This is a genomic window from Streptomyces sp. NPDC091281, from assembly GCF_044757425.1.
Lineage (GTDB): Bacteria > Actinomycetota > Actinomycetes > Streptomycetales > Streptomycetaceae > Streptomyces.
Window position 1 is genome coordinate 66,868 of the sequence record NZ_JBIVUY010000014.1, and the last position, 25,576, is coordinate 92,443.

A 25,576-nucleotide genomic window follows, 5' to 3' on the forward strand; every position below is an offset into this window, starting at 1 on the left:
GTACGGGCGGTACGGAGTGCCGCCCGGCGCCCGGTCGCGGTGAGGCGACAGGGGTGAGGGGCGGCCGGGGTGTCCCGGCCGCCCCTCGGTCCGTCGCGGGGTGTTACGGCTTCGGCGTGGCGTGCGGGGTGCAGGTCACGTCGGCGGTGTCCAGCTTGCCGGTGAGGAGGTAGGCCTCCACCCGGGTGTTGATGCACGGGTTGACCAGCGAGGTGACGCCGTGCGAGCCGGCGTTCTTCTCGGTGATCAGGCGGGAGCCCTTGAAGCGCTGGTGCAGTTCGACGGCGCCCTCGTACGGGGTGGCCGCGTCCCGCTCGGACTGGACGATGAGCACCGGCGGCAGGCCCTTGTGGGTCTTGACGTTCACCGGGGTCTGCTGCCGGACCGGCCAGGTGGCGCACGGCAGGTTCATCCAGGCGTTGGCCCACGTCATGAACGGGTGGTCCTTGTGCAGCCGGGTGTTGTCGCGGTCCCACTTCTTCCAGCTGGTGGGCCACTGGGCGTCGGCGCACTCGACGGCCGTGTAGACGGCGTTGCCGTTCTCGGCGGAGGCGTTGCCCGCCGTGTCCGACAGGTCGGGGGCGGCGGCGTCGATCAGGGCCTGGGTGTCACCGGCGACGTACTTGCTGAAGACGGTGGCGACCGGGATCCAGGACGAGTCGTAGTACGGCGCGCTCTGGAAGAAGGAGATCAGCTCGGCCGGGCCGACGACCCCGCCGAGGGGCTGCTTCGCGGCGGTGGCGCGCAGGTCCAGGTACTTGGCCTGGACGGCGGCGCGGGTGGTGCCGAGGTGGAAGACGGCGTCGTTGGCGGCGACCCAGTCCTGCCAGTCCTTCCAGCGGCCCTCGAAGGCGACGTCCTGGTCCAGGTTGGCCTGGTACCAGATCTTCTCCCGCGACGGGTTGACGACGCTGTCGACGATCATGCGGCGGACGTGGCCCGGGAAGAGGGTGCCGTAGACCGCGCCGAGGTAGGTGCCGTAGGAGACGCCGAGGAAGTTCAGCTTCTTCTCGCCGAGGGCGGCCCGGATGACGTCCAGGTCGCGCACCGTGTTCGGGGTGGTCATGTACGGCAGCATGTCGCCGCTGCGCTCGTAGCAGCCCTCGGCGTACTCGCGGGCGAGCTTGCGCTGGGCGCGCTTGTCGGCCTCGGTCTTCGGGACCGGGTCGGCCTTGGGCGCCTTGACGAACTCCTGGGGGTCGACACAGGAGATGGGCGCGGACCGGCCGACGCCGCGCGGGTCGAAGCCCACGAAGTCGTACGCCTTGGCGGTGTTGACCCAGAGCGCGGACTTGGTGGTGGAGCGCAGCGGGAAGCGCAGGCCGGAGCCGCCGGGGCCGCCGGGGTTGTAGACGAGGGCGCCCTGGCGCTCCTCCTTCGTGCCGGTGCTCACGGCCCGGTCCACGGCGATCTTGATCTTCTTGCCGTTGGGGCGGGCGTAGTCCAGGGGCACGGTGACGTAGCCGCACTGGACCGGCTTGGCGAGGCCCCAGTCGGCGGGACAGTCCTGCCAGTCGACACCGGCCCGCGCGGCGCGCTCGGCGGCGATCGCCGCGCCGCGCATCTCACGGTCCTGGCCCGGACGGTAGCCGGTCGCGCTGGCCGTCGGGGCGGCGACGGCACCGGCCACCAGGGTGGCGGCGACGAGTGCGCCCGCCGAACCCAGCACCGCGGTCCGCCTGTTCGGTCGTATCTGCCTCAAGAGGGCACTCCCCGTACATTGTTGATCGGAGTCGGTCGGATACGGGGAATCCTTGCGGCTGTGAGGTGTCTGAGAACAGATGTGGTTGACCTTCTTTGCCAATCCGATAACCGGACCGGAAAGTCCCGTTCACCGGATCACGCGTCGGGGGACGCCAGGACTTTCACCGCCTCGTCCAGCACCCGGCGCAGCAGTCGTCCGTCCGGCGCGACGGCGCTGACCAAGGCGGCCGGTCCGGCGAGCGGCACCAGGGCGGCGCCGGGGCCGAGCACCCGTGCCGTCACCGGCCGGTCCGCGAACCCCGGCCGTACGACGACGAGTTGACCGACGGCGCGGTGGCCGCCGAGGACGGCCGGGCCGTCCCAGCCGCCCGGCGCCCCGGGCCCGCAGGCCAGTTCCTGGTCCAGGACGGTCCGGCCGCCGACCCGCACCGTGAGCCTGCTGGTGAGGCGGCCGGGGTCCTCGCCGACCCGGCCGAGGACCTGCTCCTCGCGCAGGACGAGCGTGGCGTCCGGGGCGAGGTCGGCACGGGTGGTGACGTGCAGGTCGCTGCCCTGCGCGGAGATCAGCGGCTCGGGCAGCCAGTGCAGCTCCGCGCCGTCGGCGACGTCGAGGCGGACATCGTAGCGGGCCCCGGACTTGACCTGGCCGGGCAGGGCGAGGGTCGCGGCGACCGAGCCGACGCGCAGCCGGGCGCCGGGGCCGGCCATGGCCTCGACGGCGAAGTGGTCGCCGCCGAGCGGGCCGCTCATCGCGCCGACCAGCAGGACCCGCGCCTCGTCGGGCTCGCCGCGGGTGCGGCGCAGGGCGAGCGGGCCGTCGCTCTCCAGGACGGGCAGCACGGTGCCGCCGCGGCCGTCCGCGCGGGCCTCGATGCGGGCGGTGGCGCGCACCCCGCCCGTGCCGTGATGCGTGCCGTGGTGTGCGCCGGGTCCGGTGCCGGGGTTCAGGTCGGGGCTCACGTCAGGTCGTGGCGGGCGGTCCACGCGGCGCGCTGCGCCCGCACCCAGGCCGCGACGTCGCGCACCCCGTCCTCGCCGCGCAACGACTGGAAGACGACGGGCAGTTCGGCGCGCTGCGCCTTGGCGTCGGCGGCCATCCGGGCGAGGTCGGAGCCGACGTACGGCGCGAGGTCGGTCTTGTTGATCACGAGGAGGTCGGCGGTGGTGACGCCAGGGCCGCCCTTGCGGGGGATGTCGTCTCCCCCGGCGACGTCGATGACGAAGATCTGCGCGTCGACCAGACCCTTGGAGAAGGTGGCGGTCAGGTTGTCGCCGCCGGACTCGACGAGGACCAGGTCGAGCGGGCCGACCTCGTCCTCCAGGTCCTCCACGGCCTCCAGGTTGGCCGAGATGTCGTCCCGGATCGCGGTGTGCGGGCAGGCGCCGGTCTCCACGGCGGTGATCCGCTCGGGCGGCAGGACGGCCTCGCGGAGCAGGAACTCGGCGTCCTCGCGGGTGTAGATGTCGTTCGTCACGACGGCCAGCGAGAGTTCGTCGCGCAGCGCGCGGCAGAGGGCGGCGACGGTGGCCGTCTTCCCCGACCCGACGGGGCCGCCGAGTCCAATGCGCAGGGCGCGGCGGGTGCCGTCGGGCCGGCGGGCGTCGGCGCTGACGGCGGCCGGGCCGGTGTGGACGTGGTCGAGGTGCATGGGTGCGGCTCCTTGTCGGCCGGGTCAGGGGCGGTGCGCGAGGTGGTGCGGGCGGGGGCGCGGGTGCGGGTGCGGGTGCGGGTGGCCGGGTGCGGGTGGCCGGGTGCGGGCGGGCGGCTCCGGCGGGGGCTGGGGCGGGGGCGGGTCATGAGGCGAACAGCCGTACCGGCCAGGCCGCGTGGGCCTCGGCGCCGGTCTCCAGGAGGGGGGCGGAGGCGGCGGGGAGGGCGTCGGTGCCCTCGGTGCGGACGGCGCGGCCCGCGGGGGCGGCGCGGTCGACGACCCGGTCCAGTTCGGGGGCGAGCCGGGCCAGGACGGCGGTCGCCTCGAAGGGGTCCAGGCTGAGCAGCCGTACGGTGGCCGTCGCCGGGCCGCTGACGCTCTCGTAGGCCGCGCAGTACGCCGCGTCCTCCGGGGTGAGTCCGGCGGCGCGGGCGGTCAGGCCGAGGACGACCGGCTGGTGCGCGCCCTTGGGGAACCGCCGTGCCAGGGCGTCGAGTTCGCCGCTCGGCCAGGTGGCGCGGGCGGCGCGGGTGAGCTGTCGGCCGAGACGGCGGGCGGCGGCCCGCAGGGCGGGGGACGGGGTGCGGGCGTCGGCGGCGGCGTCCAGGACGGCCGGGTCGGCCCCGGCCGCGGCGGCCGCGGCGAGGGCCGCCGCGACCAGCCCGGCCGTGTGCAGCCGTCCCCGGCAGAAGGCCTCCAGGCCGTCCGTGCCCGTGATCCGCCCGGCCTTCACCGCCTCCTCCGCGCCGCCGGAGTGCGCGTGGCCCCCGGCGGGGAAGCGGCCGTCGGCCAGGACGAGGAGGGTCGCCCTGGACATCAGAAGAGGAAGTAACGCTGGGCCATGGGCAGTTCGGCCGCCGGGGCCGCCTCGACGAGTTCGCCGTCGATGTGCACGGCGAAGCTGTCGGGGTCGACGGCGACACGCGGGCGGGCGTCGTTCTCCCGCATGTCCGCCTTGGTCACCCCGCGCGTGGAGTCGATGGCGACGAACCGCTTGCCGAGCTGGAGGCGTTCGGGCAGCCCGTCCTCGATCGCCAACGGGGCGACGAAGTTGAGGGAGTTGGCGGCGGGGGCCCGGCCGATCGCCCCGAACATCGGGCGCGGCAGCACCGGTTGCGGGGTCGGGATGGAGGCGTTGGCGTCGCCCATCTGGGCGTAGGCGATCTGGCCGCCCTTGAGGACGAGGAGCGGCTTGACGCCGAAGAACGCCGGTTCCCACAGCACCAGGTCGGCGAGTTTGCCGGTCTCCACGGAGCCGATCTCGCGGGCGAGGCCCTGCGCGAGCGCCGGGTTGATCGTGTACTTGGCGACGTAGCGGCGCACGCGGTGGTTGTCGGCGCGGCCGTCGCCGGGCAGCGCGCCCCGGCGGCGCTTCATCACGTGGGCGGTCTGCCAGGTGCGCAGGATGACCTCGCCGACGCGGCCCATGGCCTGGGAGTCGGAGGAGATGATCGAGATGGCGCCCAGGTCGTGCAGGACGTCCTCGGCGCCGATGGTGGAGGGCCGGATGCGGGACTCGGCGAAGGCGAGGTCCTCGGGGACGGCCGGGTTGAGGTGGTGGCAGACCATCAGCATGTCGAGGTGTTCCTCGGCGGTGTTGACGGTGTAGGGGCGGGTCGGGTTGGTGGAGCTGGGCAGCACGTGCGGCTCGGAGACGACCGTCATGATGTCGGGCGCGTGCCCGCCGCCCGCGCCCTCGGTGTGGTACGCGTGGATGCCCCGGCCGCCGATCGCGGCGAGCGTGTCGCCGACGAAACCGGCCTCGTTGAGGGTGTCGGTGTGGATGGCGACCTGGATGCCGGTGCGGTCGGCGACCGTGAGGGAGGCGTCGATGACGGCCGGGGTGGAGCCCCAGTCCTCGTGCAGTTTCAGGCCGAGGGCGCCGCCGCGGATCTGGGAGAGCATCGCCTCGTGCGAGACGGTGTTGCCCTTGCCGAGGAAGCCGATGTTGAGCGGGTGGTGCTCCATCGCCTCCAGCATCCGGGCGAGGTGCCACGGGCCGGGGGTGACGGTGGTCGCCTTGGAGCCCTCGGCGGGCCCGGTGCCGCCGCCGACCAGGGTGGTGATCCCCGCCGACAGGGCCTCGTCGGCGATCTGCGGGCAGATGAAGTGGACGTGCGCGTCGACGCCGCCCGCGGTGAGGACCCGGCCGTTGCCCGCGATGACCTCGGTCTCCGGGCCGATCACCAGGTCGGGATGGACACCGTCCATGGTGTCGGGGTTGCCGGCCTTGCCGATGCCGGTGATCCGGCCGTCGCGGATGCCGACGTCCGCCTTGACGACGCCCCAGTGGTCGATGACGACGGCGCCGGTGATCACGGTGTCGGGGGTGCCCTCGGCGCGGGTGGCGCGGGCCTGGCCCATGGACTCGCGGATGACCTTGCCGCCGCCGAACACCGCCTCGTCGCCCGCGCGTCCGGGGCCGCCGGAGCGGTCCTCCTCGATCTCCACGAGCAGGTCGGTGTCGGCGAGCCGGATGCGGTCGCCGGTGGTCGGGCCGAACAGGTCGGCGTACGCGGCGCGTGAGATCTCAGGCATCGAGGGCCCCTCCGGTCTCCCCGCGCAGCCCCGGCACGATCCGGGCTCCGGCCAGCGGGACGAGTTCGACGTCGACGGGGATGCCGGGTTCGAAGCGGACGGCGGTTCCGGCGGCGACGTTGAGGCGGCGGCCGCGGGCGGCGGCGCGGTCGAACTCCAGGCCGGGGTTGGCCTCGGCGAAGTGGTAGTGGGAGCCGACCTGGACGGGCCGGTCGGCGGCGTTGAGGACGGTGAGCCGGGTGACCTCGCGGCCCTCGTTGTAGACGATCGGGCCCTCGGCGAAGAGGATCTCTCCGGGTGTCATCGGCGTCCCCTCAGACGATCGGGTCGTGGACGGTGACGAGTTTGGTGCCGTCCGGGAAGGTCGCCTCGACCTGCACGTCGTGGATCATCTCGGGGATGCCCTCCATGACGTCGTCGCGGGTCAGCAGCTTGCGGCCGGACGCCATCAGCTCCGCGACGGTACGGCCGTCGCGGGCGCCCTCCAGGATGTGCGAGGTGATGAGGGCGATCGCCTCGGGGTGGTTGAGCCGCAGCCCGCGGGCCCGGCGCTTCTCCGCGACGTCGGCCGCCACGTGGATCAGCAGCCTCTCCTGCTCGTGCGGGGTCAGTTGCACGTCCCACCTCACCTCCTCGCGCCGGGCCGTGCGGGGTCCGGCTGCCGCGGCCACCGGCAACGTCCCAGGTGGCGTGGGAGGGCAGGCTAGTTGGAGAGCGTTTCGCGCACGTTAACCACGGCGTGATCCGGACGGGGCCGCGGGGACGCCCGGAAGGCGGGCTGCCACGGCCCGCGCGCGGGGGCGGTACGTCGCCCTCCGCGCCCGCGTCCCTAGTCGGCGTCCGCGCCTGCCTCCGTACCCGTGTCCGTGTCCGTCACGCTCATGAGTGCGCGCAGTCCGTCGCGCAGGACCTCGATGTCGGTGGGGCCGAACAGGGCCTGCTGGAGGATGAATCCGAGGACGGCGGCGATCATCGTGCGGGCCACGTGGTCGGGTTCGGCGTCGGCGCGCATCGTTCCGGACGCCTGGTAGAGGCGGACCACGTCGCTCCACGCCCGGCGCACCCCGTCGTAGTTCTCGCGGAGCAGGTCGGCCAGTTCGGGGTTGCGCGGGATCTCCGACCAGACCTGGAGCACCAGCCGGGGGAAGGCGGGACCGCCGTCGGGCAGCACCCCGCCGCGTGAGGCGAGGGTGCGCCCGAGGACGGAGGTCACGAGGGTGTCGGGGAGCTGCGTCGGCGTCTGCCGGGTCGCCTCCTGGAACGCCTCCCGGACCTCGGCCATCGTCTCGGTGACGATCGCCGCGATCAGCTCCTCCTTGCCGCTGAAGTAGCGGTAGACCGCGCCCGCCGAGAGGTCGGCCTCCTTCAGCACGTCCTGCATCGAGGTCGCGTGGAAGCCGTTGCGGGCGAAGCAGAGGGACGCCGCGTCGAGGATCTGGCGACGGCGAGCGTCGAGATGGGCCTGGGATACACGTGCCATGGACACGAACCTAAAACGAACGTTCCTTCTTGACAAGCGGCGCCGACCCGTCGCACGGTGGGGGCGATAAAACGAACGATCATTCTTTATGAACCGGGACCCACGGAGGAACCATGTCCACCGCCGCCGCCCCCTCGGCCCCCTCGGCCTCCGAGGCCTCCGGCGAAGGCAGACCGGCCCTCCCGGCAGGGCTCCGCCCGCTGCTGCCGCTGCTGCTCGTCCCGCTCCTCGCGGCCCTGGCGCTCTGGGCGTTCGCCTGGCCCGCCGCGCGCACGGCGCCGAACGACCTGCCGCTCGGCGTCGCCGGACCGGCGGCCCAGGCGGACCGGGTCGCCCAACGGCTCGGGGCGCGCGACGGCGCGTTCGAGATCCACCGCTACGCCGACGAGGCCGCCGCCCGCGACGCCGTGGCCGACCGGACGGTGTACGGGGCCGTGGTCGTCACCCCTCAGGGTCCGGAACTGCTGACCGCGTCGGCGGGGGGACCGGTGGTCGCCCAGTTCCTCCAGCAGGCGGTGGGCGCGCAGGCGGCGGCCGACGGCACCGCGCTGCGGGCGGTCGACGTGGTGCCGGCTCCGGCGGCGGACCCGCGCGGCGCGGCCCTCGGGGCGAGCGTGCTGCCGCTGGCGCTGGCGGGGATCGCGGCGGGCGCGATGGTGACGCTGCTGGGGCTGCGCGGCGTACGGGCCGCCCTGACCCTGCTGGGCGCCGCCGCTCTGGTGGGTGTGGTGGGCGGGGCGCTCGCGCACAGCTGGCTGGAGGTACTGACCGGGAACTGGTGGGCGGAGGCGGGGGTACTGAGCCTGTCGACGCTGGCGGTGGGCGCGGCGGTGGCCGGGTGCGCGGCGCTGCTCGGGCCCGCGGGCATCGGTGTCGTGGGGTTCGTGGTGATGTTCCTGGGCAACCCGTTCTCGGGCGCCGCGTCCGCGCCCCGGATGCTGCCCGACCCGGTCGGCGCGATCGGGCAGTGGCTGCCGCCGGGTGCGGGGACGACCCTGCTGCGGTCGGTGTCCTTCTTCGACGGCGCGTCAGCCACCGGTCCCCTGCTGACCCTGATCTGGTGGGCCGTCCTGGGCCTCGGCGCGGTCCTCCTGGGCCCCGCCCTCCGGAACCGGGCCCGTACCCCGCAACCGAGCACGCCCGGCCGCGAACCGGCACTGGCGGGCTGACGGACGACGACCGGGGCGGGGGCCCACTGACACGGACCACACCCGCCCGGTGGCCTCCCTCGACGCCACGGCGACCGCGGAACCCCCGCCATCCCCACCCGCCCTCGTGGACGCGCCCGTCGGTGAGGGCCTGCCGGTCAGGCGACGGCCGGGCTCAGGCGGGTCCGGTCCCCCGGTGTTCCGCCGCCGCGCCGAAGCGGTCGCGGCCGAGGGAGGGGGGTGCGACCTCATGGACGGTCGCGGCCAGAGAGGCGACCGGCCGTTCCTCCGCCGGGGCACCGATCCCGCCACCGCCGTCGACGCCGTCGAGGGAGTCGAGGCGTTCCAGGTCGGCCGCGGAGACGAGGGCGACCAAGGGCTTGCCGTGGCGGGTCACGACGACGCGCTCGCCGCCGTACACCACCCGGTTGATCAGGTCGGCGAGTTCAGCCCTGGCTTGCGTCACCGGAATCTCGTAGGCCATGGGCCCATCCTACCGTCCCGTACGTCCTGTACATTTCATACAGACGTCGACGGAGGGGGACCCCGATGCTTCCGGAACTGCCGCCGCTGCCCGCCCTGACGCGCGCCGAGGCCGAGTTGATCGACCGTTATCTGGAGGTGGTCGACCTGGTCGGCCGGATCAACCCGGCCCGGGACGGGGACACGTACAGCGGACTGCGGGCAGCCCAGGCGCTGGTGAGCCGGGCGACCGAGCTGCGGGACGCGCTGACGACGATGCACCGGCGGGGCGAGAGCGAACTGCACGCGCCGACCCTCGCGCGGGCGCTCCGCCTCCTCGACGGGGAGCGCCGGGCGGCGCGCGTCACGATGCCGCCGGGCGCCTCGGCCAGTTGACGCACCCGGCCCCGGCGCGCGCGTTTGGCCCCGCGCCCCGTGGCGTCCGGGCCGGAATCGAAACGGACCGAACGGATTACCCCCGTCCGGCGGAGCGGTGGCTGCTTTTTCCGGCCCGTCCGAGCCCTCCCCGGTTGCGCGGGATGGGGTCAAAACGGGCGGAACTCTGGGTTCCTTCGCTGGTCGGAGGCCCTGTGGCGCCTTGACTTCTGACCCCGCATCAGGGTGTCCACCCGAACGGGTGAGTGGTGAGTAACCCCACAAATCCCCGGTTCCATTGGGATTTTCGGACATCCGTGGGCCAAGATCCCTGACTGACGACAAGCCCCCGCCATCAGAGGCGGGGCGGTCCGGGCGGACGCCGAGTCCTGCCGCCGCCCGGATGACCGGTCGACAGGAGTGCACCGGCAGGAGTGGAGGACCCGAGCACGACGGGCAGCCGGAACGGTTCCCTCGTACTTCCGTACGCATGTGCGTACGGCCGGACGAGCGACACCGGGCCGAGCGGCCCTTGGGGTGAAGCCGTGGTGACACGGCCGGGCAACTTCGCCAGCCCGAATCCGACAGGTCATCCTTCACAGGCGGCTGACGAAGGGTTGCGCATGACTGCGCTCAATCGTGTCCCGTCGCTGATGGCACGCGCCGGTACGGCTTCGGCGTTCGCCATCGCCGCAGTGGGTGGCTCGATCGTGATCCCGGGTGTCGCCTCCGACGCCTCGGCGGCCACGCACGCGACGAAGGCACTTCAGGTCGCGGCCTCCAAGAAGGGTGCTCCGTACAAGTACGGGGCGACCGGTCCGAAGAGGTTCGACTGCTCCGGGCTCACGCAGTACTCGTTCAAGAAGGCGGGCAAGAAGCTGCCGCGCACCGCGGCGCAGCAGTACAACAAGACCCGTCACATCTCCGCGGGCAGCCGCAAGGCCGGGGACCTCGTGTTCTTCCACTCGGGGTCGAACGTCTACCACGTGGGCATTTACGCGGGCAAGGGCAAGATCTGGCACTCCCCGAAGACCGGGGACGTGGTGCGCCTCCAGAAGATCTGGACCAAGAGCGTCTGGTACGGCCGGGTCAAGTGATCTCCCGGGGCGGTGGCGGCGACCTGACGCGCTCCCACCGCCCCGGGAACTCCGCAAGCCCCGCCGGGCCCCCGGCACGCCCTCCACGGGGCGCGTGGGGGCCCTTCGCGGTCTCCGGGGCCGCACGAGGCCAGGCAGGACCGCACGCGAGGCTCAGGCAGGACCGCACAAGGCTCAGCGGGGCCGTACGGGACTCAAGGCCGCCGCGGGACGCTCACGGGCCGTCCTGGCGTCCCACCGCCGTGACGGGCCGCACGGTGGCCGTCCAGGGCAGCTCGATGGAGACCGTCTTGCCGCCCTCGCCCGTGGGGCGCACCCGCAGCTTCCCGCCGTGCTCCACCGCGAGCCAGCGGATGATCACCATGCCCCGGCCGTTGTCCTGCTGGACGGCGGCCGGCAGGCGGCGGGGGAAGCGCGGGTGACTGTCGGTCACCCCCACCCGCAGCCACGCGTCCCGGTCGAGGACCACGCCGACCGTGAAGGTGGGCGACTGCCCGAAGGTGTGCTGCACGGCGTTGGTGGCGAGTTCCGACACGATCAGCCGAACGGTGTCGGCGAGTTCCGCGTCGGCGGGCAGACCCCACTCCGCGAGGGTGTCGAGGACGTAAGCGCGGGCGGCGCGCACCGAGGCGGGATCGCTCGGCAGGGTGACGGATGCTTCCAGGTGGTCTGCCATGGCGACGTCGTCCTTCGTCTCACGCAATTCCCGCGCTCGTCCGAGGCCGGAACCGGACACGGAACGAAGGGTTCGAGTACGGTCCCGGACTGGTGCTTCGTCGCCAGAGTGCCATCACGGGACAGGCCGCGGGGAGCGATCCACCAAGATGTGCATATATCTGTCGCTCGATGCGGTGAACTCCGCCGGTGTGGAGCATCCGGGGGCGGCCCGGAGGCAGTAGGGAGAGAGCCATGCAGCACGGTCCCGCGGTGCGCCGCCGGAAACTGGGCGCGGAACTGCGGTCGCTGCGCTCGCGCGCGGGACTCACCAGTGGCGAGGCGGCCCGCCTGGTGGGCTGGCACCAGTCGAAAGTGAGCCGCATCGAGACCGGCACCAGCGGTGCGAAACCGGCCGATGTGCGGTTACTCCTCGACGCCTACGCCGTGCACGACCCCCATCTGCGGCAGGTGATGCTCGCGTTGGCCGGATCGGTCGACGGCGACGGGGCGGGCCGCGAGCACTGGTGGCACGCCTACCGGGGCGTCCTGCCGCCCGCCTACCGGGACTTCATCAGCCTGGAGTCGCAGGCCAGGGCGATGCGCACGCTGGAGACGACGGTCGTGCCGGGGCTGCTCCAGACCCCGGCGTACGCGCGCGCGGTGACCCGGGCGGCGGTCGAGGGGGTCGACGGGGACTGGCTGGACACGCTCGTCGAGGTGCGGATGGCGCGGCAGGACGTGCTGCGCGCGCAGCCGCCCCTGAAGCTGAGCGCGGTGCTCGACGAGGCGGTCCTGAAGCGGGAGATCGGCGGCCCCGAGGTGATGGCCGAACAGCGGGAACGGCTGGTCGAGGCGGCGCAGTTGCCCCAGGTGCAGCTCCAGGTGCTGCCGTTCTCGGCGGGTGCGCACATCGGCGTCACCGGGCCTTTCGTTATCTTCTCATTTTCGAGCACTTCTGATTTGGATGTGGTGGTTCTCGACCACTTGACGAGTAGCCTCCATCTCGAACGGAAAGAAGACCTCCGTGCCTACGCGGAGGCCTTCGACGCCCTTCGGGCGCACGCCCTCTCGCCCGAGGAATCCCTCGCACATCTCGCCGGAACCGCAGCCGGACCACCTCGCCGCGACGGGTGACGGCGCGTAAGGAGGCACCATGACCACGTCGCCCCGGCACGCCCCCGTACGCCCCTCGCCCCGGGCGTGCGTCCCCCCGCAGGCCGCCGCGGGTCTGCGGTGGCGGCGCAGCAGTTACAGCACCGGAGCCAACAACTGCGTCGAGACGGCCCGTCCGGCCGCCGGTCCCTGGGCCGGACTGCTCGCCGTACGCGACTCCAAGGACCCGGCCGGTCCCGCGCTGCTCTTCACCGCCGCGAGCTGGACGGACTTCACCGCCGCGCTCCGCTGAACCCCGCTTCCCGCGGCCCCGGCTCCCCGGCCGACGGCAGGGCTCAGGGCCGTGCCGCGTCGATGACCCGTACGGCGTGGGCGATCTGTTCCCCGGTGAGGTCCGCGCGGGCGGTCAGCCGCAGCCGGGAGACGCCGTCGGGCACGGACGGCGGGCGGAAGCACCCCACGGCGACGCCCGCCGCCCGGCAGTCCGCCGCCCAGCGCACCGCCGCCTCCGGGGACGGCGCCCGTACGGAGACGACCGCCGCGTCCGGGCGGACGGCCTCCAGACCGGCCGCCGTCAGCCGGGTGTGCAGCTCGGTCGCGACCGCCCGCGCGCGGGCCGCGCGCTCCGGCTCGCGCGTGAGGACGCGCAGCGCGGCGAGCGCGGCGCCCGCCGCCGCCGGGGCGAGACCGGTGTCGAAGATGAACGTCCGCGCGGTGTTGACCAGATGGTCGATCACGCGCGCGGGACCGAGCACCGCGCCGCCCTGGGCGCCCAGCGCCTTGGAGAGGGTGACCGTGACGACCACGTCGTCCGCGCCCGCGAGTCCGGCCGCGTGCGGCGCGCCCCGGCCGCCGTCGCCGAGGACGCCGAGCCCGTGCGCGTCGTCGACGACGAGACCGGCGCCGCGCTCCCGGCACACGGCGGCGAGGGCGGCGAGCGGGGCGGCGTCGCCGTCGACCGAGAAGACCGTGTCGGAGACCGCGACCGCCGGGCCGTCGTGCGTGGCGAGCGCCTTGCGGACGGCGTCCGGGTCGGCGTGCGCGACGACCTGGGTGGTGGCGCGGGCCAGTCGGCAGCCGTCGATGAGCGAGGCGTGGTTGCCCGCGTCGGAGACGAGGAGCGAGCCGTGCGGGGCGAGCGCGGTGACCGCGGCGAGGTTGGCGGCGTAGCCGGAGGAGAGCACCAGGGCCGCCTCGGCGCCGCAGAACGCGGCCAGCTCGCGTTCCAGTTCGGCGTGGAGCGCGGTGGAACCGGTCACCAGCCGGGAGCCGGTGGCGCCGCCGCCCCAGGCGCGGGCGGCGCGCGCGGCGCCCTCGGTGACCTCGGGGTGGCGGGTGAGTCCCAGGTAGTCGTTGCCCGCCAGGTCCAGCAGCGGCGAGTCGGCCGGGCGGGGGCGCAGCGTCCGGACGAGTCCGGCCCGGCGGCGCACCTCCGCCTGCTCGTCGATCCAGCCGAACGCCATGGGTCGCCCCCCGGAAGATTTGTAGGCAGTGCACAGACACTAGCGGGCCGTCGCCCCGTCCATGATGTGGCGATACCCACACCTCGGATGGCTTCTGTTGTACGAACTCTCCTTGGCCCGGAACGGTCCGGTAGGACAGGATCGGCTCTCATGGACCTGCTGAACACGCTGGTGGACAAGGGGCTTCGGCGCGAGCTGCCGACCCGCGAGGAGGCGCTGGCCGTACTGGCCACGTCCGACGACGACCTGCTCGACGTGGTGGCCGCGGCCGGCAAGGTACGGCGGCACTGGTTCGGGCGCCGGGTGAAACTCAACTACCTCGTCAACCTGAAGTCGGGCCTGTGCCCGGAGGACTGCTCGTACTGTTCCCAGCGGCTGGGTTCCACCGCGGGGATCCTCAAGTACACCTGGCTCAAGCCCGACGAGGCCTCGAAGGCCGCCGCGGCGGGGCTGGCCGGGGGCGCCAAGCGGGTCTGCCTGGTGGCCAGCGGGCGCGGTCCGACCGACCGGGACGTGGCCCGGGTCTCCGAGACCATCAGGACCATCAAGGACGAGAACGAGGGCGTCGAGGTCTGCGCGTGCCTCGGGCTGCTCTCGGACGGCCAGGCGGAGCGGCTGCGCGAGGCGGGCGCCGACGCCTACAACCACAACCTGAACACGTCCGAGGGGACGTACGCGGGCATCACGACCACCCACACGTACGCCGACCGGGTGGAGACGGTGCAGCGGGCGCACGCGGCCGGGCTGTCGGCCTGCTCGGGGCTGATCGCGGGCATGGGCGAGTCCGACGCGGACCTCGTGGACGTCGTGTACTCCCTGCGGGAACTCGACCCGGACTCCGTCCCGGTGAACTTCCTGATCCCGTTCGAGGGCACCCCGCTGGCGAAGGAGTGGAACCTCACCCCGCAGCGCTGCCTGCGCATCCTCGCCATGGTCCGGTTCGTCTGCCCGGACGTGGAGGTCCGTATCGCGGGCGGCCGTGAGGTGCACCTGCGCACGATGCAGCCGCTCGCGCTGCACCTCGCCAACTCGATCTTCCTCGGCGACTACCTCACCAGTGAGGGCCAGGCGGGCAAGGCCGACCTCGACATGATCGCCGACGCCGGGTTCGAGGTGGAGGGCGCGGGCGAGGTCACGCTGCCCGAGCACCGGGCCACCGCCGGGGGCGGGGGCTGCGGGTCGGCGGAGACGGCCGGGTGCGGGTCGCACGCGGGCGGGGGCTGCGGGTCCCACGGCGACGCGGGGGCGGCGGACGGCGCCGCCGAGGCGGGCGCCGGGGGCGGCTGCGGGCCGTGCGGTACGCCGTCGGCCGCGCCGCGGCCGGTGGAGACCGCAGGTGCCGTGGCGACCGGCGGTGCCGTGGAGACGGCCGGTGCGGCGGAGCCGGTGGCCGCGCCGTCCGGGGGTCCCCGGACGGACCTGGTCGCCGTCCGGCGCCGGGGCGCGGGAACGGATCTCGCGCCGAATGCCTGAGCACGACCTGAACGGCACCACGGGACCGGGGGCGGACCCGACCGCCCCCGGCCTCGCCGCGACCGGGCTGGGCGTGCCGGAGCTGCTGGATCTGGACCGGCGCCACGTGTGGCATCCGTACGGGCCGATGCCGGGCCGGGCCGAACCGCTCGTCGTGGAGTCGGCGAGCGGGGTCCGGCTGCGGCTCGCCGACGGCTCCGGGGAGCTGGTCGACGGGATGTCGTCCTGGTGGTCGGCGATCCACGGCTACCGCCACCCGGTGCTCGACGCGGCGGCGCGGGCGCAGCTCGACCGGATGAGTCACGTCATGTTCGGCGGGCTCACCCACGAGCCCGCCGTCCGCCTGGCGAAGCTCCTTGTCGACATGTCGCCCGAGGGGCTGGAGCATGTCTTCCTGGCCGACTCGGGGTCGGTGTCGGTCGAGGTGGCGCTCAAGATGTGCCTCCAGTACTGGCGTTCGCTCGGCCGCCCCGGCAAGCGGCGGCTGCTGACCTGGCGGGGCGGCTACCACGGCGACACCTGGCAGCCGATGTCGGTGTGCGACCCGGACGGCGGCATGCACGACCTGTGGACCGGGGTGCTGCCCGTGCAGGTCTTCGTGGGCGCGCCGCCCGAGGAGTACGACGAGGCGTACGCGCGGGAGCTGCGGGCGGCCGTCGCCGCGCACGCCGACGAGCTGGCCGCGGTGATCGTGGAGCCGGTGGTGCAGGGCGCGGGCGGGATGCGGTTCCACTCCCCCGCCTATCTGCGGGTGCTGCGGGAGGCGTGCGACGCGCACGACGTGCTGCTGGTGTTCGACGAGATCGCCACCGGCTTCGGGCGCACGGGCGCGCTGTTCGCGGCGGAGCACGCCGGGGTGACGCCCGACGTGATGTGTGTCGGGAAGGCGCTGACCGGCGGCTATCTGACGATGGCGGCGACGCTGTGCACGGCGCGGGTCGCCGCGGGCATCGCGCGGGGCGAGGTGCCGGTGCTGGCGCACGGGCCGACGTTCATGGGCAACCCGCTCGCGGCGGCCGTCGCCTGCGCCTCGGTGGAGCTGCTGCTCGGGCAGGACTGGCGGGCGGAGGTGAAGCGGATCGAGGCCGGGCTGCGGGAGGGTCTGGCCCCGGCGGCGGAGCTGCCCGGCGTGCGGGACGTGCGCGTCCTGGGCGCGATCGGGGTGGTCCAGCTCGACCGGCCCGTGGACATGGCGGCCGCCACCGCGGCGGCCGTCCGCGAGGGCGTGTGGCTGCGGCCGTTCCGCGACCTCGTCTACACGATGCCGCCGTACGTCACGGACGACGCGGACCTGGCACGGATCGCGCGCGCGGTGTGCGCCGCCGCGCGGGAGGGATGAGCATGCCGATCCTGGTGATCACGGGGACGGGCACGGAGGTCGGCAAGACCGTCACCACGGCGGCCGTGGCCGCCGCCGCGGTCGCGGCGGGCCGCTCGGTCGCCGTGCTGAAGGCCGCGCAGACCGGTGTACGGCCGGACGAGCCCGGCGACGCCGCGGAGGTCGCGCGGTTGGCGGGCGGGGTGACGACCGCCGAACTGGCCCGCTATCCCGAGCCGTTGGCGCCCGCGACGGCGGCCCGGCGGGCCGGGGCGCCGACGGTGGGCCCGCGGGAGATCGCGGAGGCGGCGACGAAGCTGGCGGCCTCGCACGATCTGGTGCTCGTGGAGGGGGCGGGCGGTCTGCTGGTCCGCTTCGACGAGCACGGCGGGAACCTGGCGGACGCGGCGGCGCTGCTGCGGGCGCCGGTGCTGGTGGTGGCGACGGCGGGGCTCGGCACCCTCAACACCACCGAGCTGACGGCCCGTGAACTGCGGTCGCGTGAGGTGGAGTTGCTGGGCGTGGTGATCGGTTCCTGGCCCGACTCCCCCGATCTGGCGATGCGGTGCAACGTCACCGACCTGCCCGAGGTGGCCGCCGCCCCGCTGCTGGGTGTCGTCCCCGCCGGGGTGGGCTCCCTCGATCCCGCCGACTTCCGTACGTCGGCGCCGGGTTGGCTCGCGCCCCGGCTGGACGGGGTGTGGGCGGCGGAGGCGTTCCGGCGCCGGGCGGCACTGTAGGAACGGCGCTCCAGGAAGGCCGGGCGGCACCCCTGAGGGCGCCCGAGCGGCGGGGTCAGTCTCCGTACTCGGCCAGCAGGCGGACCAGTTCGATGCGGGAGCGGATGCCCAGGCGGGTGAAGACGCCGCGCAGGTGGTGGTCGATGGTGCGCGGGCTGAGGGCGAGGCGGGCGGCGATCTCGCGGTTGGTGGCGCCCTCGGCGGCCATCCGCGCGACCAGTGACTGCTGGGCGGTCAGGGGCTGTCGGGCGGTCGGGCGGGTCCGTCCGCCGTCCGGGGCGGGGCAGGTGGCCGCCGGGGAGCCGAGGGCGCGCAGTTCGGCGCGGGCCCGGTCGGCCCAGTCGCGGGCGCCCGCGGCCTCGCACGCCTCCAGGGCGCCGTGCAGCCGCTCGCGGGCCTCGGTGCGGTGTCTGAGTCTGCGCAGCGCGCCGCCGAACAGCAGCTCGGTGCGGGCGCGTTCGAGGGCGCGGGTGCCATGGGCGTGGAGGGCGAGCGCGGCCCGGTAGTGGTCGACGGCCTCGGCGCCGGGGGCGAGCAGGGCGCGGCAGCGGGCGCTGAGGGCGAGGTCGTCGGGGCTGCGGACGGCGGCGGCCCAGCGGTCGTAGGCGGCGTGCGCGGTGCGGGCGGCCCGCAGGTCGCCGGTGCGGACGGCGGCCTCCACGTAGTGCGGGACGGCCAGGTGGCGGATCGCGGGGTGGCCGAGGCCGGGTCCGGCGGCGGCGAGGGCGCGCAGCCGGGCCGCGGCGGCGTCGAAGCGGCCCCGCCCGAGGTCCAGCAGGGCGAGGGCCCACTGGGCGAGCGCGGCGGGCAGTCCGAGGCCGTGCCCGAGGGCGTACGAGCGGGCCGCGGCGGCGCGTTCACGACAGACGTCGGCGTCTCCGGTGAGCGCCGCGAACAGCGCGAGGGCGGCCTGGAGGTGCGCGGCGCCGGTGTCCTGGCCGGTGAGGTGGGCCTGGCGCAGGGCGTCGAGGGCGGCGGCCTCGGCGGTGCGGGGGCGGCCGGTCCAGAAGTCGGCGTAGGCGCGGAACTCCAGGGCCTGGGAGACCGCGGGGACCTGGCCGAGGGCGCGGCCCGCCGCGGTGGCCCGCCGGGTGCCGTCGGCCGCGCGGCGGTGGTCGCCGAGGAACAGCGCGGCGATGCCCGCGTGGACCAGGAGGGTCGGGTCGTCGTCGGGCGCGGACCGGGCGGCCGTCTCCAGCAGGTTCCGGGCGTCGGCGTAGCGGCCCTCGACGGCCGCCGCCAGCCCGCCGAGCACGCCGGGCGGCTCGACGCCCAGCCGTCCGGCGACCCGTACGGCCTCCCGGCACCGGGCGAGGTCACCGGTGTAGAGGGCGGCCTCGGTGGCGCGGGCGAGGAGTCCGGGGGCGGTGAGGTCGGGGGCGGTGAGGTCGGGGGTGCGGGGGACGGTGGTGGGCGGGGTGGCGGCTCGGGGGGTCGCCCGTACGTCGTGTCGTTCAGCCCCCATGTCGGCCCCCGCCTCGGCCGTCGGCCGGGCGGCGGCGGTGAGCAGGGCGTCGAAGGCGTCCTCGGCGTGGCCGGTGCGCAGGGCCAGGACGGCGGCGAGGGCGTCGGAGGGACCCGCGGGGGTGCGGGCGGCGAGGAGGCGGGCCCGGTTGCCGTCGCCCGCGCTCCAGGCGTCGGCGGCGGCGCGGGCGAGCAGCCGGGAGCGTTCGCGCGGGTCGGCGCTGAGGGCTGCCGCGCGTTCGGTGAGCGCCCCGGACAGCGCGGGGTCGCCGGTGGCGCGGGCCTGCGCGGCGGCGGCCGTCAGCTCCGCGGTGAGCCGCCCGCTGGGGCCGAGCGCGCCCGCGCCCCGGTGCCAGGACCGGTGGACGGCCTCGGCCGGTGCGCGCAGCACGCGGGCGAGCAGCCGGTGGGCGTCGCGGCGGTCGGCCGGGGACGCCGCCTCGTAGACGGCCGTACGGGTCCAGGGGTCGATGAAGCGGACGCCGTCGGCGGTGGCGTGGGCGAGTCCGGCGTTCTCGGCGGCGTCGAGGCAACGGGTGTCGAGGCGGGCGGCGGCGACGGCGCGCGGGAAGGCGTGCCCGGCGGGGTGCGGGCCGGCGGTGGAGTGCGGGGTGGTGGCGGGCTGCTGGTCGGCGGCGGCGAGCAGGAGCAGACGGCGGGTGTCGTCGGGGAGGGCGCGCAGGGCGCGGCGGCGGGCGCGCAGCACCTGCGGGGCGAGGTCGGCGGGTTCGACGGGCAGCGGGTCGTGTCCGGCGGCCTGGCGGTCGGTGAGGCGGGCGGCGAGTTCGGCGGCGGCGCGCGGGTCGCCGTGGACGAGGCGAAGGACCCGGACGCGGACGCGTTCGGGGAGCGCGGACGCCGGACGCGCGGACGCCGGGCGTACGGGCGGGGCCGGTAAGTGCGGTGGCGAAGTGCGGCCGAGAGGTGGGGGGTTCACCGGGGTCACCACTCAACTGAGCTTATCGACAGATTACTTGGCCGGGGAAGACCGGCGATTTCACCGATGCGGGGGGCGGTCGGCGGGCCGGAGACTCCTGGCGACCACGCCGGACTCTCCTGGCGTCCCCACCCGTCTCGGGAGGCTTCATGCAGCGCCACCAGCGCCGCTTCGCCGCGGCCCTGTCGGCCGTGCTCTCCGCGCTCCTCGTCTCGCTCACGCTGTGCGCGTCCCCGGCGCGGGCGGCGGACCGCGACCCGATCGTGTTCGTGCACGGCATCAGCAGTGACCGCGGCAGCTGGGACGACTGGCTCGGGTTCTTCGCGGCGGACGGCTACCCGGCGGCCGAGCTGGACGCCTCCTCGTACACCTGGGACAAGTCGAACGTCGTCGCCGCCCGCGAGGTCGCGACGGTGGTGCAGAACGTGCTGGCGCGGACCGGCGCGCGCAAGGTGGACATCGTCGCGCACTCGATGGGCGTGATGAGTTCGCGCTACTACCTCAAGAACCTGGGCGGGACGGCGTACGTGGACGACTACGTCTCCGTCGCGGGGACCAACCACGGGACGTCGATCGCGTACGTGTGCGGCTGGCTGTACCCGTCCTGCGCCGAGATGCAGCCGGGCAGCGCGTTCCTCAACGCGCTGAACGCCGGGGACGAGACGCCGGGCGACGTGAACTACGGCAGCTTCTGGTCGCACTGCGACGAGGGGATCAACCCGGACTCCTCGGCGCTGCTGAGCGGCGCGGTCAACGTCGACGTCGGCTGCGTCGGGCACACCGCCACCAACAACGACCGGGGCGTGTACGAGCGGGTGCGGGACTTCGTGCGGTAGCCGGTGCGCCGGCCGGGCGGCTCTGGCCCGTGGCCCGACTCCCTTGTGCGGCACGGGAGTCGGGCCACGGGCAGGGTGCGGGGCGCGCGGTCAGCGGCTCCAGCGGTGCAGTTCGCGGGTGATGTCGCGGACCGTCGCCTCGCCGTTCTTCACCAGCCGGGCGAGATCGCGGACCTGCTCGGGCGAGGTGGCGACCTTCAGGCCGCTGGCCACCAGGTAGGCGTAGGCCACGGCGCAGGCGAAGAGGGCGTTGGAGCGCTCCAACGCGGGCACGTGGAGCAGGAGTTGGAGCAGGGCGGCGGCGCGGGCCTGCGGGGTGTCGTAGACCGGGACGTCGAAGATCTCGGCGTCGTGCCGGGCCACCGCCGCGACCAGGGCGCCCCAGTCGGTGACCTGGGGGTCACCCGGCGTCTTCTGCTCGGCGATCATCAGCAGCCAGGCGAGGTCGATCGTGAGGTCGCTCAACGGGTCAGCGGCCCGCCGCGGCGGTACCGGGCGCGCCGGGCTCGCGGACACCGGGCTCGTGGACACCGCCCTCGCGGGCGGTGCCGAACTCCTCGGCGAAGACGTTCTCGTACTGCCGCATGAAGTCGGCGGCGGCCTCGACGAAGGTCGCGCCCGCCTCGCCGGTGTCCTGCCGGACGAGTTCCTCGATGTAGCGGTTGACGCTCATGCCGCGCGCGGTGGCGCGCTCCCGGGCGGCCCTGGCCGTGCCCTCGTCCACGCGTACGTTCAGCTGGGTCTTCGCCATACCTCGAAGCTAGCGCCGATGTGCTAGCACCGGCAAGGCGGGTCCGGTACCGAAAAGGGATACCGGGTGTGGGGCGGGTCACACTACGCTCGGCCGGGACGACGAGTCGGCACATCCCCGTGAGCGAGGAGTCCAGCCGTGTCCGCATCCGCTGCGCAGCACCGCCCCGGGCGGGCCCCGGACGGCGGTGCGGCGGCCCGTGCCCGCGCCCTGACGAAGGCCTACGGGACCGGTGAGACGACCGTCCTGGCCCTGGACTCGGTGGACGTGGACGTCGCCCGCGGCCGGTTCACGGCGGTGATGGGCCCGTCCGGCTCGGGGAAGTCCACGCTGATGCACTGCCTGGCCGGGCTGGACACCGTCTCGGCCGGACAGGTGTGGCTCGGCGACACCGAGATCACCGGGCTGAAGGACCGGGAGCTGACCCGGCTGCGGCGGGACCGGATCGGGTTCATGTTCCAGTCGTTCAATCTGATCCCGACGCTGACGGCGGCCGAGAACATCACGCTGCCGATGGACATCGCGGGCCGCGCCCCCGACCGGGAGTGGCTGGACCGCGTCATCGACACGCTCGGGCTGCGCGACCGGCTCGGGCACCGGCCGTCGCAGTTGTCCGGCGGGCAGCAGCAGCGGGTGGCGTGCGCCCGCGCGCTCGCCTCCCGGCCGGAGCTGATCTTCGCGGACGAGCCGACCGGCAACCTGGACTCGCGGGCGGGCCTGGAGGTGCTGTCGTTCCTGCGGGAGGCGGTCGACGGGCTCGGGCAGACCGTCGTCATGGTCACCCACGACCCGGGCGCCGCCGCCCACTCCGACCTGGTGCTCTTCCTCGCGGACGGCAGGATCGTCGACGAGATGGAGCGGCCCTCGGCGGACGCGGTGCTGGAGCGGATGAAGCGGTTCGACCTGGTGCGGGCGCAGGCCGCCGGTCCGGCGGCGGGGCCCGGGACGGCTCCGACGGCAGGCCCGGCGGCAGGCCCGGCGGCGGGTCCGGTGGCGGGTCCGGCCGTCGAGGAGGGCTGACCGGGTGCTCAAGGCGACCCTGCGCAGTTTCCTCGCGCACAAGGGACGGCTGCTGCTGTCCGCGCTCGCCGTCGTGCTGTCGGTGGCGTTCGTCGCGGGCTCGCTGATCTTCTCCGACACGGTGGGCCGCACGTTCGACCGGCTCTTCGCGTCGACGGCGGCGGACGTGACGGTGCAGCCCCGCGACGACCTCACCTCCTCGGTGCCCAGCGGCGCCGTGCAGACCCTGCCCGCGTCCCTCGCGCGGACGGTGGCCGCCGTGCCGGGCGTGGCGGACGCGCACGCCGACGTCAGCGTGGAGAACATCACCGTCGTCGACCGGCGCAACGAGTCCGTCGGCCCCACCACGGGCGCGCCCACCCTCGCCACCGACTGGTACGTCACCGACCGCAGCGCCGTCGAACTGACCTCGGGCCGGACCCCGCGCGGCGCGGGCGAGGCCGTCCTCGACGCCGACACCGCCGACCGCGCCGACGTCCGCACCGGCGACACGCTCACCGTGCTGGCGCAGCCCGGATCGTTCCGGGTCGAGATCGTCGGCATCGCCACCTTCCGCACCACCAACCCCGGCGCCGCCCTCGTCTACCTCGACCCGGCGGTGGCCGCCGCACGGCTGCTGGGCTCCGCCGACCGGGCGACGTCGGTGTCGGTCGAGGCGGCGCCCGGAGTGAGCGACGAGGAGCTGAAGGGGCGGGTCGCCGCCGCCGTGGGCACCGGCCCCTACGAGGTGCGGACCGCCGACGAGCAGGCGAAGTCCGCGGCCGAGGACCTGGGCGGCTTCCTCGACGTCATCAAGTACGTGATGCTCGGCTTCGCCGGGATCGCCGTCCTGGTGGGCGTCTTCCTGATCGTCAACACCTTCTCGATGCTGATCGCCCAGCGCACCCGCGAACTGGGTCTGCTGCGCGCGCTCGGCGCCGACCGCCGCCAGGTGCGGCGCTCCGTCCTCACCGAGGCGGTCCTGCTGGGCCTGGTCGGCTCCACCGTCGGCCTCGCCGCCGGGATCGGACTCGCAGCCGGACTGATCCGCCTCATGAGCGCGTTCGGCATGAACCTCAGCACCGCCGAGATGGTCGTCGGCTGGGGAACCCCCGTGGCGGCCTACGTCGTCGGCGTCGGCGTCACCTTCGTCGCCGCGTACCTGCCCGCCCGGCGCGCGGCGGGCGTGTCGCCGATGGCGGCGCTCGCGGACGCCGAGGTCGCGGGCGTCGGACGGCCGCTGCGGGTGCGCGCGGTCGCCGGAGCCGTCGTGGGCGCGCTCGGCGCGGCGGCCCTGGCGGGCTGCGCCGCCGCATCCCGCACCGCGACCGCGTCCTCCCTGCTGGGGCTCGGCGTCGTCCTCACCCTCGTCGCCACCGTCGTCGCCGGACCCCTCCTGGTCCGGCCCGTCATCCGGGTGCTCGGCGCGGCCTTCCCCGCCGTGTTCGGCGCCGTCGGCCGCATGAGCCGCCGCAACGCCCTGCGCAACCCGCGCCGCACCGGCGCCACGGCGTCCGCGCTGATGGTGGGACTCGCGCTGGTGGGCGGCATGTCGGTGGCGAGCGCCTCCATGTCGACATCCTTCGACCAGCAGATCGACCAGACGCTCGGCGCCGACTTCGTCGTCCAGAACGCCAACTTCACCCCCTTCTCCCGCGAGGTCACCGACGCGGTCCGCGCCACCGACGGCGTCGGCCTCGTCGTACGGCAGCGGTTCGCGCCCGTCGCGCTGCGGCTGCCCGACGGCGACCGCGTCGAGACGACCGCGGCGGGCTACGACGACCAGGTCGACGACGTCGCCCACGTCACCTACGCCCGCGGCGACACCGCCGCCGCCCTCGCCGACGGGGCGCTCGGCATGGACGTCGACTTCGCCGAGGACCACGGCGTGCGCGTCGGCAGCGTGCTGCCCGTCGAGTTCCCCGGCGGACGCACCGGGTCCTACCGCGTCGGCGCCCTCACCGACCAGGAGGCCACCGAGGGCCCCGGCATGCAGGGCGGCGTCTTCTTCGGCATCGCCACGATCGAACGCGAGATCCCCGGCGGCCAGGAGTCCGGGCTGTACGTCAACGCGGCACCCGGCACCGGCGCCGACACGCTGCGGCCCCGGCTGGAGCGCGCCCTCGACCCGTATCCGCAGGTCCAGGTCCGCGACCAGGCCGACTACAAGGAACTCGTCCACGACCAGATCGCGGTCCTGCTCTACCTCGTCTACGCCCTCCTCGGCCTCGCGATCGTCATCGCCGTCCTCGGCGTCGTCAACACCCTCGCCCTGTCCGTCGTCGAACGGACCCGCGAGATCGGGCTGCTGCGCGCCATCGGACTCAGCAGACGGCAGCTACGGCGCATGATCCGCCTGGAATCGGTCGTCATCGCCGTCTGCGGCGCCCTCCTCGGCCTCGCCCTCGGCCTCGTCTGGGGCGTCTGCGTCCAGCAGATCCTCGCCCTCCAGGGCATGACCGCCCTCACGATCCCCTGGGGCACGATCGTCGCCGTCGTCCTCGGCTCCGCCGTGATCGGCGTGGTGGCGGCACTGCTGCCCGCGCTGCGGGCGTCCCGGATGAACGTGCTGGGGGCCATCGCCCACGAGTAGCTCCGCTGGTGGGGCGGTTGGGTGCGCTGTTGGAGGGGGGGTTGGAGAAGTGCGGGTGTTGGTGTGGGCGTTGTGGGGGCTGCCGCCCCCACGCCCCCGCTGTCGGCCCTGAAGGGGCCTCGTCCTCAAACGCCGGACGGGCTGAAAGAGGAGGTGCCTGGGGCGTCCGGACGCCGGAGGAGCTACCAGGCGGCCCGTCCCGTCCGGAGTGTGGAATGTTCGGTTTCTCCGGGGCGGGGGTGCTGGGGTCGGGGTATGGATGACTCTCTTCGTGCTGGTGGGCTGCGGGTGCGGGCCGCCACCGCCGACGACCTCGACCATGTGCTGTCCTTCTGGAAGGGCGCCGCCGAGGGGGCCAGCATCAGTGACGATCTCGACGGGGTGGCGCGGCTCGTCGGGCGGGACCCGGGGGCGCTGCTCCTCGCGGAGCGGGACGGTGTGCTGGTGGGGACCGTGATCGCGGGGTTCGACGGGTGGCGGTGCCATCTGTACCGGCTGGCGGTGCGGGCGGATCTGCGGCGGCAGGGGATCGGGACGGCGCTGCTCGCCGCCGCCGAGGAACGCTTCGTACGGCTGGGCGGGCGGCGGGCCGACGCGATGGTGCTGACGCGGAACGCCCGCGCGCACCATGCCTGGCGTGCGGCGGGGTACACGCCCGAGGAGCACTGGCGGCGCTGGGTGCGGCCGCTGGGCGGCTGAACCGGCACCACCGGTTACCCTTTGCCGACCCTTTACCCTGAGGAGGCCGGTCGTGCCGCCGGTCCCGTCACCGGCCC

General features: G+C 74.6%; 26 protein-coding genes. 12 read left to right on the top strand and 14 right to left on the bottom strand.

The annotated features are described in order from the left end of the window. Positions 1–103 precede the first annotated feature (103 nt). The 8 genes from ACIQPQ_RS30595 to ACIQPQ_RS30630 all read right to left on the bottom strand — a co-directional run bounded on the left by ACIQPQ_RS30595 (position 104) and on the right by ACIQPQ_RS30630 (position 7,374). Positions 104–1,702, bottom strand: coding sequence for an alpha/beta hydrolase (locus tag ACIQPQ_RS30595; RefSeq protein ID WP_401310162.1), 1,599 nt, complete (start codon positions 1,700–1,702; stop codon positions 104–106). A 137-nt stretch (positions 1,703–1,839) separates the two neighbouring features. After that, on the bottom strand, positions 1,840–2,652 hold the full coding sequence (locus ACIQPQ_RS30600; protein ID WP_401310849.1) for an urease accessory protein UreD: 813 nt from the start codon (positions 2,650–2,652) through the stop codon (positions 1,840–1,842). An 8-nt stretch (positions 2,653–2,660) separates the two neighbouring features. Beyond that, positions 2,661–3,353: an urease accessory protein UreG gene (gene ureG, locus ACIQPQ_RS30605; protein ID WP_383771126.1), complete on the bottom strand. Its 693-nt coding sequence runs from the start codon at positions 3,351–3,353 to the stop codon at positions 2,661–2,663. A gap of 145 nt (positions 3,354–3,498) precedes the next feature. After that, on the bottom strand, positions 3,499–4,173 hold the full coding sequence (locus ACIQPQ_RS30610; RefSeq protein ID WP_383771123.1) for an urease accessory protein UreF: 675 nt from the start codon (positions 4,171–4,173) through the stop codon (positions 3,499–3,501). Then, on the bottom strand, positions 4,173–5,894 hold the full coding sequence (locus tag ACIQPQ_RS30615) for an urease subunit alpha (protein ID WP_401310166.1): 1,722 nt from the start codon (positions 5,892–5,894) through the stop codon (positions 4,173–4,175). The genes ACIQPQ_RS30610 and ACIQPQ_RS30615 overlap by 1 nt, the downstream gene beginning before the upstream one ends. Continuing rightward, a complete protein-coding gene (locus tag ACIQPQ_RS30620) occupies positions 5,887–6,198 on the bottom strand; it encodes an urease subunit beta (RefSeq protein WP_383771117.1) in 312 nt (103 codons plus the stop codon). The genes ACIQPQ_RS30615 and ACIQPQ_RS30620 overlap by 8 nt, the downstream gene beginning before the upstream one ends. Positions 6,199–6,208: 10 nt before the next feature. Then, positions 6,209–6,511 carry an urease subunit gamma gene (locus ACIQPQ_RS30625; protein ID WP_037672587.1) on the bottom strand — a complete coding sequence of 101 codons (303 nt, stop codon included), beginning with the start codon at positions 6,509–6,511 and terminating at the stop codon, positions 6,209–6,211. A gap of 212 nt (positions 6,512–6,723) precedes the next feature. Then, on the bottom strand, positions 6,724–7,374 hold the full coding sequence (locus tag ACIQPQ_RS30630; protein WP_401310170.1) for a TetR/AcrR family transcriptional regulator: 651 nt from the start codon (positions 7,372–7,374) through the stop codon (positions 6,724–6,726). 113 nt (positions 7,375–7,487) lie between these two features. Here ACIQPQ_RS30630 and ACIQPQ_RS30635 point away from each other — a divergent pair, with 113 nt between their 5' ends. Continuing rightward, positions 7,488–8,543 (top strand): ABC transporter permease, encoded by a 1,056-nt coding sequence (locus tag ACIQPQ_RS30635; RefSeq protein ID WP_401310172.1) that lies wholly within the window; start codon positions 7,488–7,490, stop codon positions 8,541–8,543. 154 nt (positions 8,544–8,697) lie between these two features. Here ACIQPQ_RS30635 and ACIQPQ_RS30640 read toward each other — a convergent pair whose 3' ends face one another. Continuing rightward, entirely contained in the window at positions 8,698–9,006 is a 309-nt protein-coding gene (locus ACIQPQ_RS30640) for a type II toxin-antitoxin system Phd/YefM family antitoxin (RefSeq protein ID WP_401310175.1), read from the bottom strand. 65 nt (positions 9,007–9,071) lie between these two features. On the opposite strand from ACIQPQ_RS30640, the gene ACIQPQ_RS30645 reads away from it, so the two are divergent. Further along, a complete protein-coding gene (locus tag ACIQPQ_RS30645; RefSeq protein WP_383771103.1) occupies positions 9,072–9,380 on the top strand; it encodes a hypothetical protein in 309 nt (102 codons plus the stop codon). Positions 9,381–9,982: 602 nt separating this feature from the next. Beyond that, entirely contained in the window at positions 9,983–10,456 is a 474-nt protein-coding gene (locus ACIQPQ_RS30650) for a C40 family peptidase (RefSeq protein ID WP_383771100.1), read from the top strand. Between the two features lie 214 nt (positions 10,457–10,670). Here the strand turns inward: ACIQPQ_RS30650 and ACIQPQ_RS30655 are convergent, their stop codons facing one another. Further along, positions 10,671–11,132, bottom strand: coding sequence for an ATP-binding protein (locus tag ACIQPQ_RS30655; protein ID WP_401310179.1), 462 nt, complete (start codon positions 11,130–11,132; stop codon positions 10,671–10,673). Positions 11,133–11,365: 233 nt separating this feature from the next. On the opposite strand from ACIQPQ_RS30655, the gene ACIQPQ_RS30660 reads away from it, so the two are divergent. Next, positions 11,366–12,247: a helix-turn-helix domain-containing protein gene (locus ACIQPQ_RS30660; protein WP_401310182.1), complete on the top strand. Its 882-nt coding sequence runs from the start codon at positions 11,366–11,368 to the stop codon at positions 12,245–12,247. A 19-nt stretch (positions 12,248–12,266) separates the two neighbouring features. Beyond that, positions 12,267–12,518 (top strand): DUF397 domain-containing protein, encoded by a 252-nt coding sequence (locus tag ACIQPQ_RS30665; protein WP_401310184.1) that lies wholly within the window; start codon positions 12,267–12,269, stop codon positions 12,516–12,518. A 43-nt stretch (positions 12,519–12,561) separates the two neighbouring features. Here ACIQPQ_RS30665 and ACIQPQ_RS30670 read toward each other — a convergent pair whose 3' ends face one another. Then, positions 12,562–13,689, bottom strand: a complete 1,128-nt coding sequence (locus ACIQPQ_RS30670; RefSeq protein ID WP_401310186.1) for an 8-amino-7-oxononanoate synthase — start codon at positions 13,687–13,689, stop codon at positions 12,562–12,564. Positions 13,690–13,839: 150 nt separating this feature from the next. Between ACIQPQ_RS30670 and bioB the strand changes: the two genes are divergently transcribed. The 3 genes from bioB to bioD all read left to right on the top strand — a co-directional run bounded on the left by bioB (position 13,840) and on the right by bioD (position 17,220). Further along, positions 13,840–15,162 carry a biotin synthase BioB gene (gene bioB / locus ACIQPQ_RS30675; RefSeq protein ID WP_401310189.1) on the top strand — a complete coding sequence of 441 codons (1,323 nt, stop codon included), beginning with the start codon at positions 13,840–13,842 and terminating at the stop codon, positions 15,160–15,162. A 127-nt stretch (positions 15,163–15,289) separates the two neighbouring features. Next, positions 15,290–16,501, top strand: coding sequence for an adenosylmethionine--8-amino-7-oxononanoate transaminase (locus ACIQPQ_RS30680; RefSeq protein WP_401310852.1), 1,212 nt, complete (start codon positions 15,290–15,292; stop codon positions 16,499–16,501). Between the two features lie 2 nt (positions 16,502–16,503). Continuing rightward, a complete protein-coding gene (gene bioD, locus ACIQPQ_RS30685; RefSeq protein WP_401310855.1) occupies positions 16,504–17,220 on the top strand; it encodes a dethiobiotin synthase in 717 nt (238 codons plus the stop codon). Between the two features lie 55 nt (positions 17,221–17,275). Here the strand turns inward: bioD and ACIQPQ_RS30690 are convergent, their stop codons facing one another. Further along, positions 17,276–19,630, bottom strand: a complete 2,355-nt coding sequence (locus ACIQPQ_RS30690) for a LuxR C-terminal-related transcriptional regulator (protein ID WP_401310858.1) — start codon at positions 19,628–19,630, stop codon at positions 17,276–17,278. A gap of 140 nt (positions 19,631–19,770) precedes the next feature. Here ACIQPQ_RS30690 and ACIQPQ_RS30695 point away from each other — a divergent pair, with 140 nt between their 5' ends. Then, positions 19,771–20,457 carry an esterase/lipase family protein gene (locus tag ACIQPQ_RS30695; RefSeq protein WP_401310192.1) on the top strand — a complete coding sequence of 229 codons (687 nt, stop codon included), beginning with the start codon at positions 19,771–19,773 and terminating at the stop codon, positions 20,455–20,457. A gap of 90 nt (positions 20,458–20,547) precedes the next feature. On the opposite strand, the gene ACIQPQ_RS30700 is transcribed toward ACIQPQ_RS30695, so the two are convergent. Continuing rightward, positions 20,548–20,922 (bottom strand): fic family toxin-antitoxin system, toxin component, encoded by a 375-nt coding sequence (locus tag ACIQPQ_RS30700; protein ID WP_383771080.1) that lies wholly within the window; start codon positions 20,920–20,922, stop codon positions 20,548–20,550. A gap of 4 nt (positions 20,923–20,926) precedes the next feature. Continuing rightward, the gene (locus tag ACIQPQ_RS30705) at positions 20,927–21,208 is read right to left on the bottom strand and encodes a toxin-antitoxin system HicB family antitoxin (RefSeq protein ID WP_383771077.1); all 282 of its coding nucleotides are present in this window, start codon (positions 21,206–21,208) and stop codon (positions 20,927–20,929) included. Positions 21,209–21,346: 138 nt separating this feature from the next. Between ACIQPQ_RS30705 and ACIQPQ_RS30710 the strand changes: the two genes are divergently transcribed. The 3 genes from ACIQPQ_RS30710 to ACIQPQ_RS30720 all read left to right on the top strand — a co-directional run bounded on the left by ACIQPQ_RS30710 (position 21,347) and on the right by ACIQPQ_RS30720 (position 25,499). Further along, the gene (locus ACIQPQ_RS30710; RefSeq protein ID WP_401310197.1) at positions 21,347–22,228 is read left to right on the top strand and encodes an ABC transporter ATP-binding protein; all 882 of its coding nucleotides are present in this window, start codon (positions 21,347–21,349) and stop codon (positions 22,226–22,228) included. Between the two features lie 4 nt (positions 22,229–22,232). After that, positions 22,233–24,800 carry an ABC transporter permease gene (locus tag ACIQPQ_RS30715; protein WP_401310200.1) on the top strand — a complete coding sequence of 856 codons (2,568 nt, stop codon included), beginning with the start codon at positions 22,233–22,235 and terminating at the stop codon, positions 24,798–24,800. Positions 24,801–25,055: 255 nt separating this feature from the next. Next, positions 25,056–25,499 carry a GNAT family N-acetyltransferase gene (locus tag ACIQPQ_RS30720; RefSeq protein ID WP_401310202.1) on the top strand — a complete coding sequence of 148 codons (444 nt, stop codon included), beginning with the start codon at positions 25,056–25,058 and terminating at the stop codon, positions 25,497–25,499. Positions 25,500–25,576: the final 77 nt, after the last annotated feature.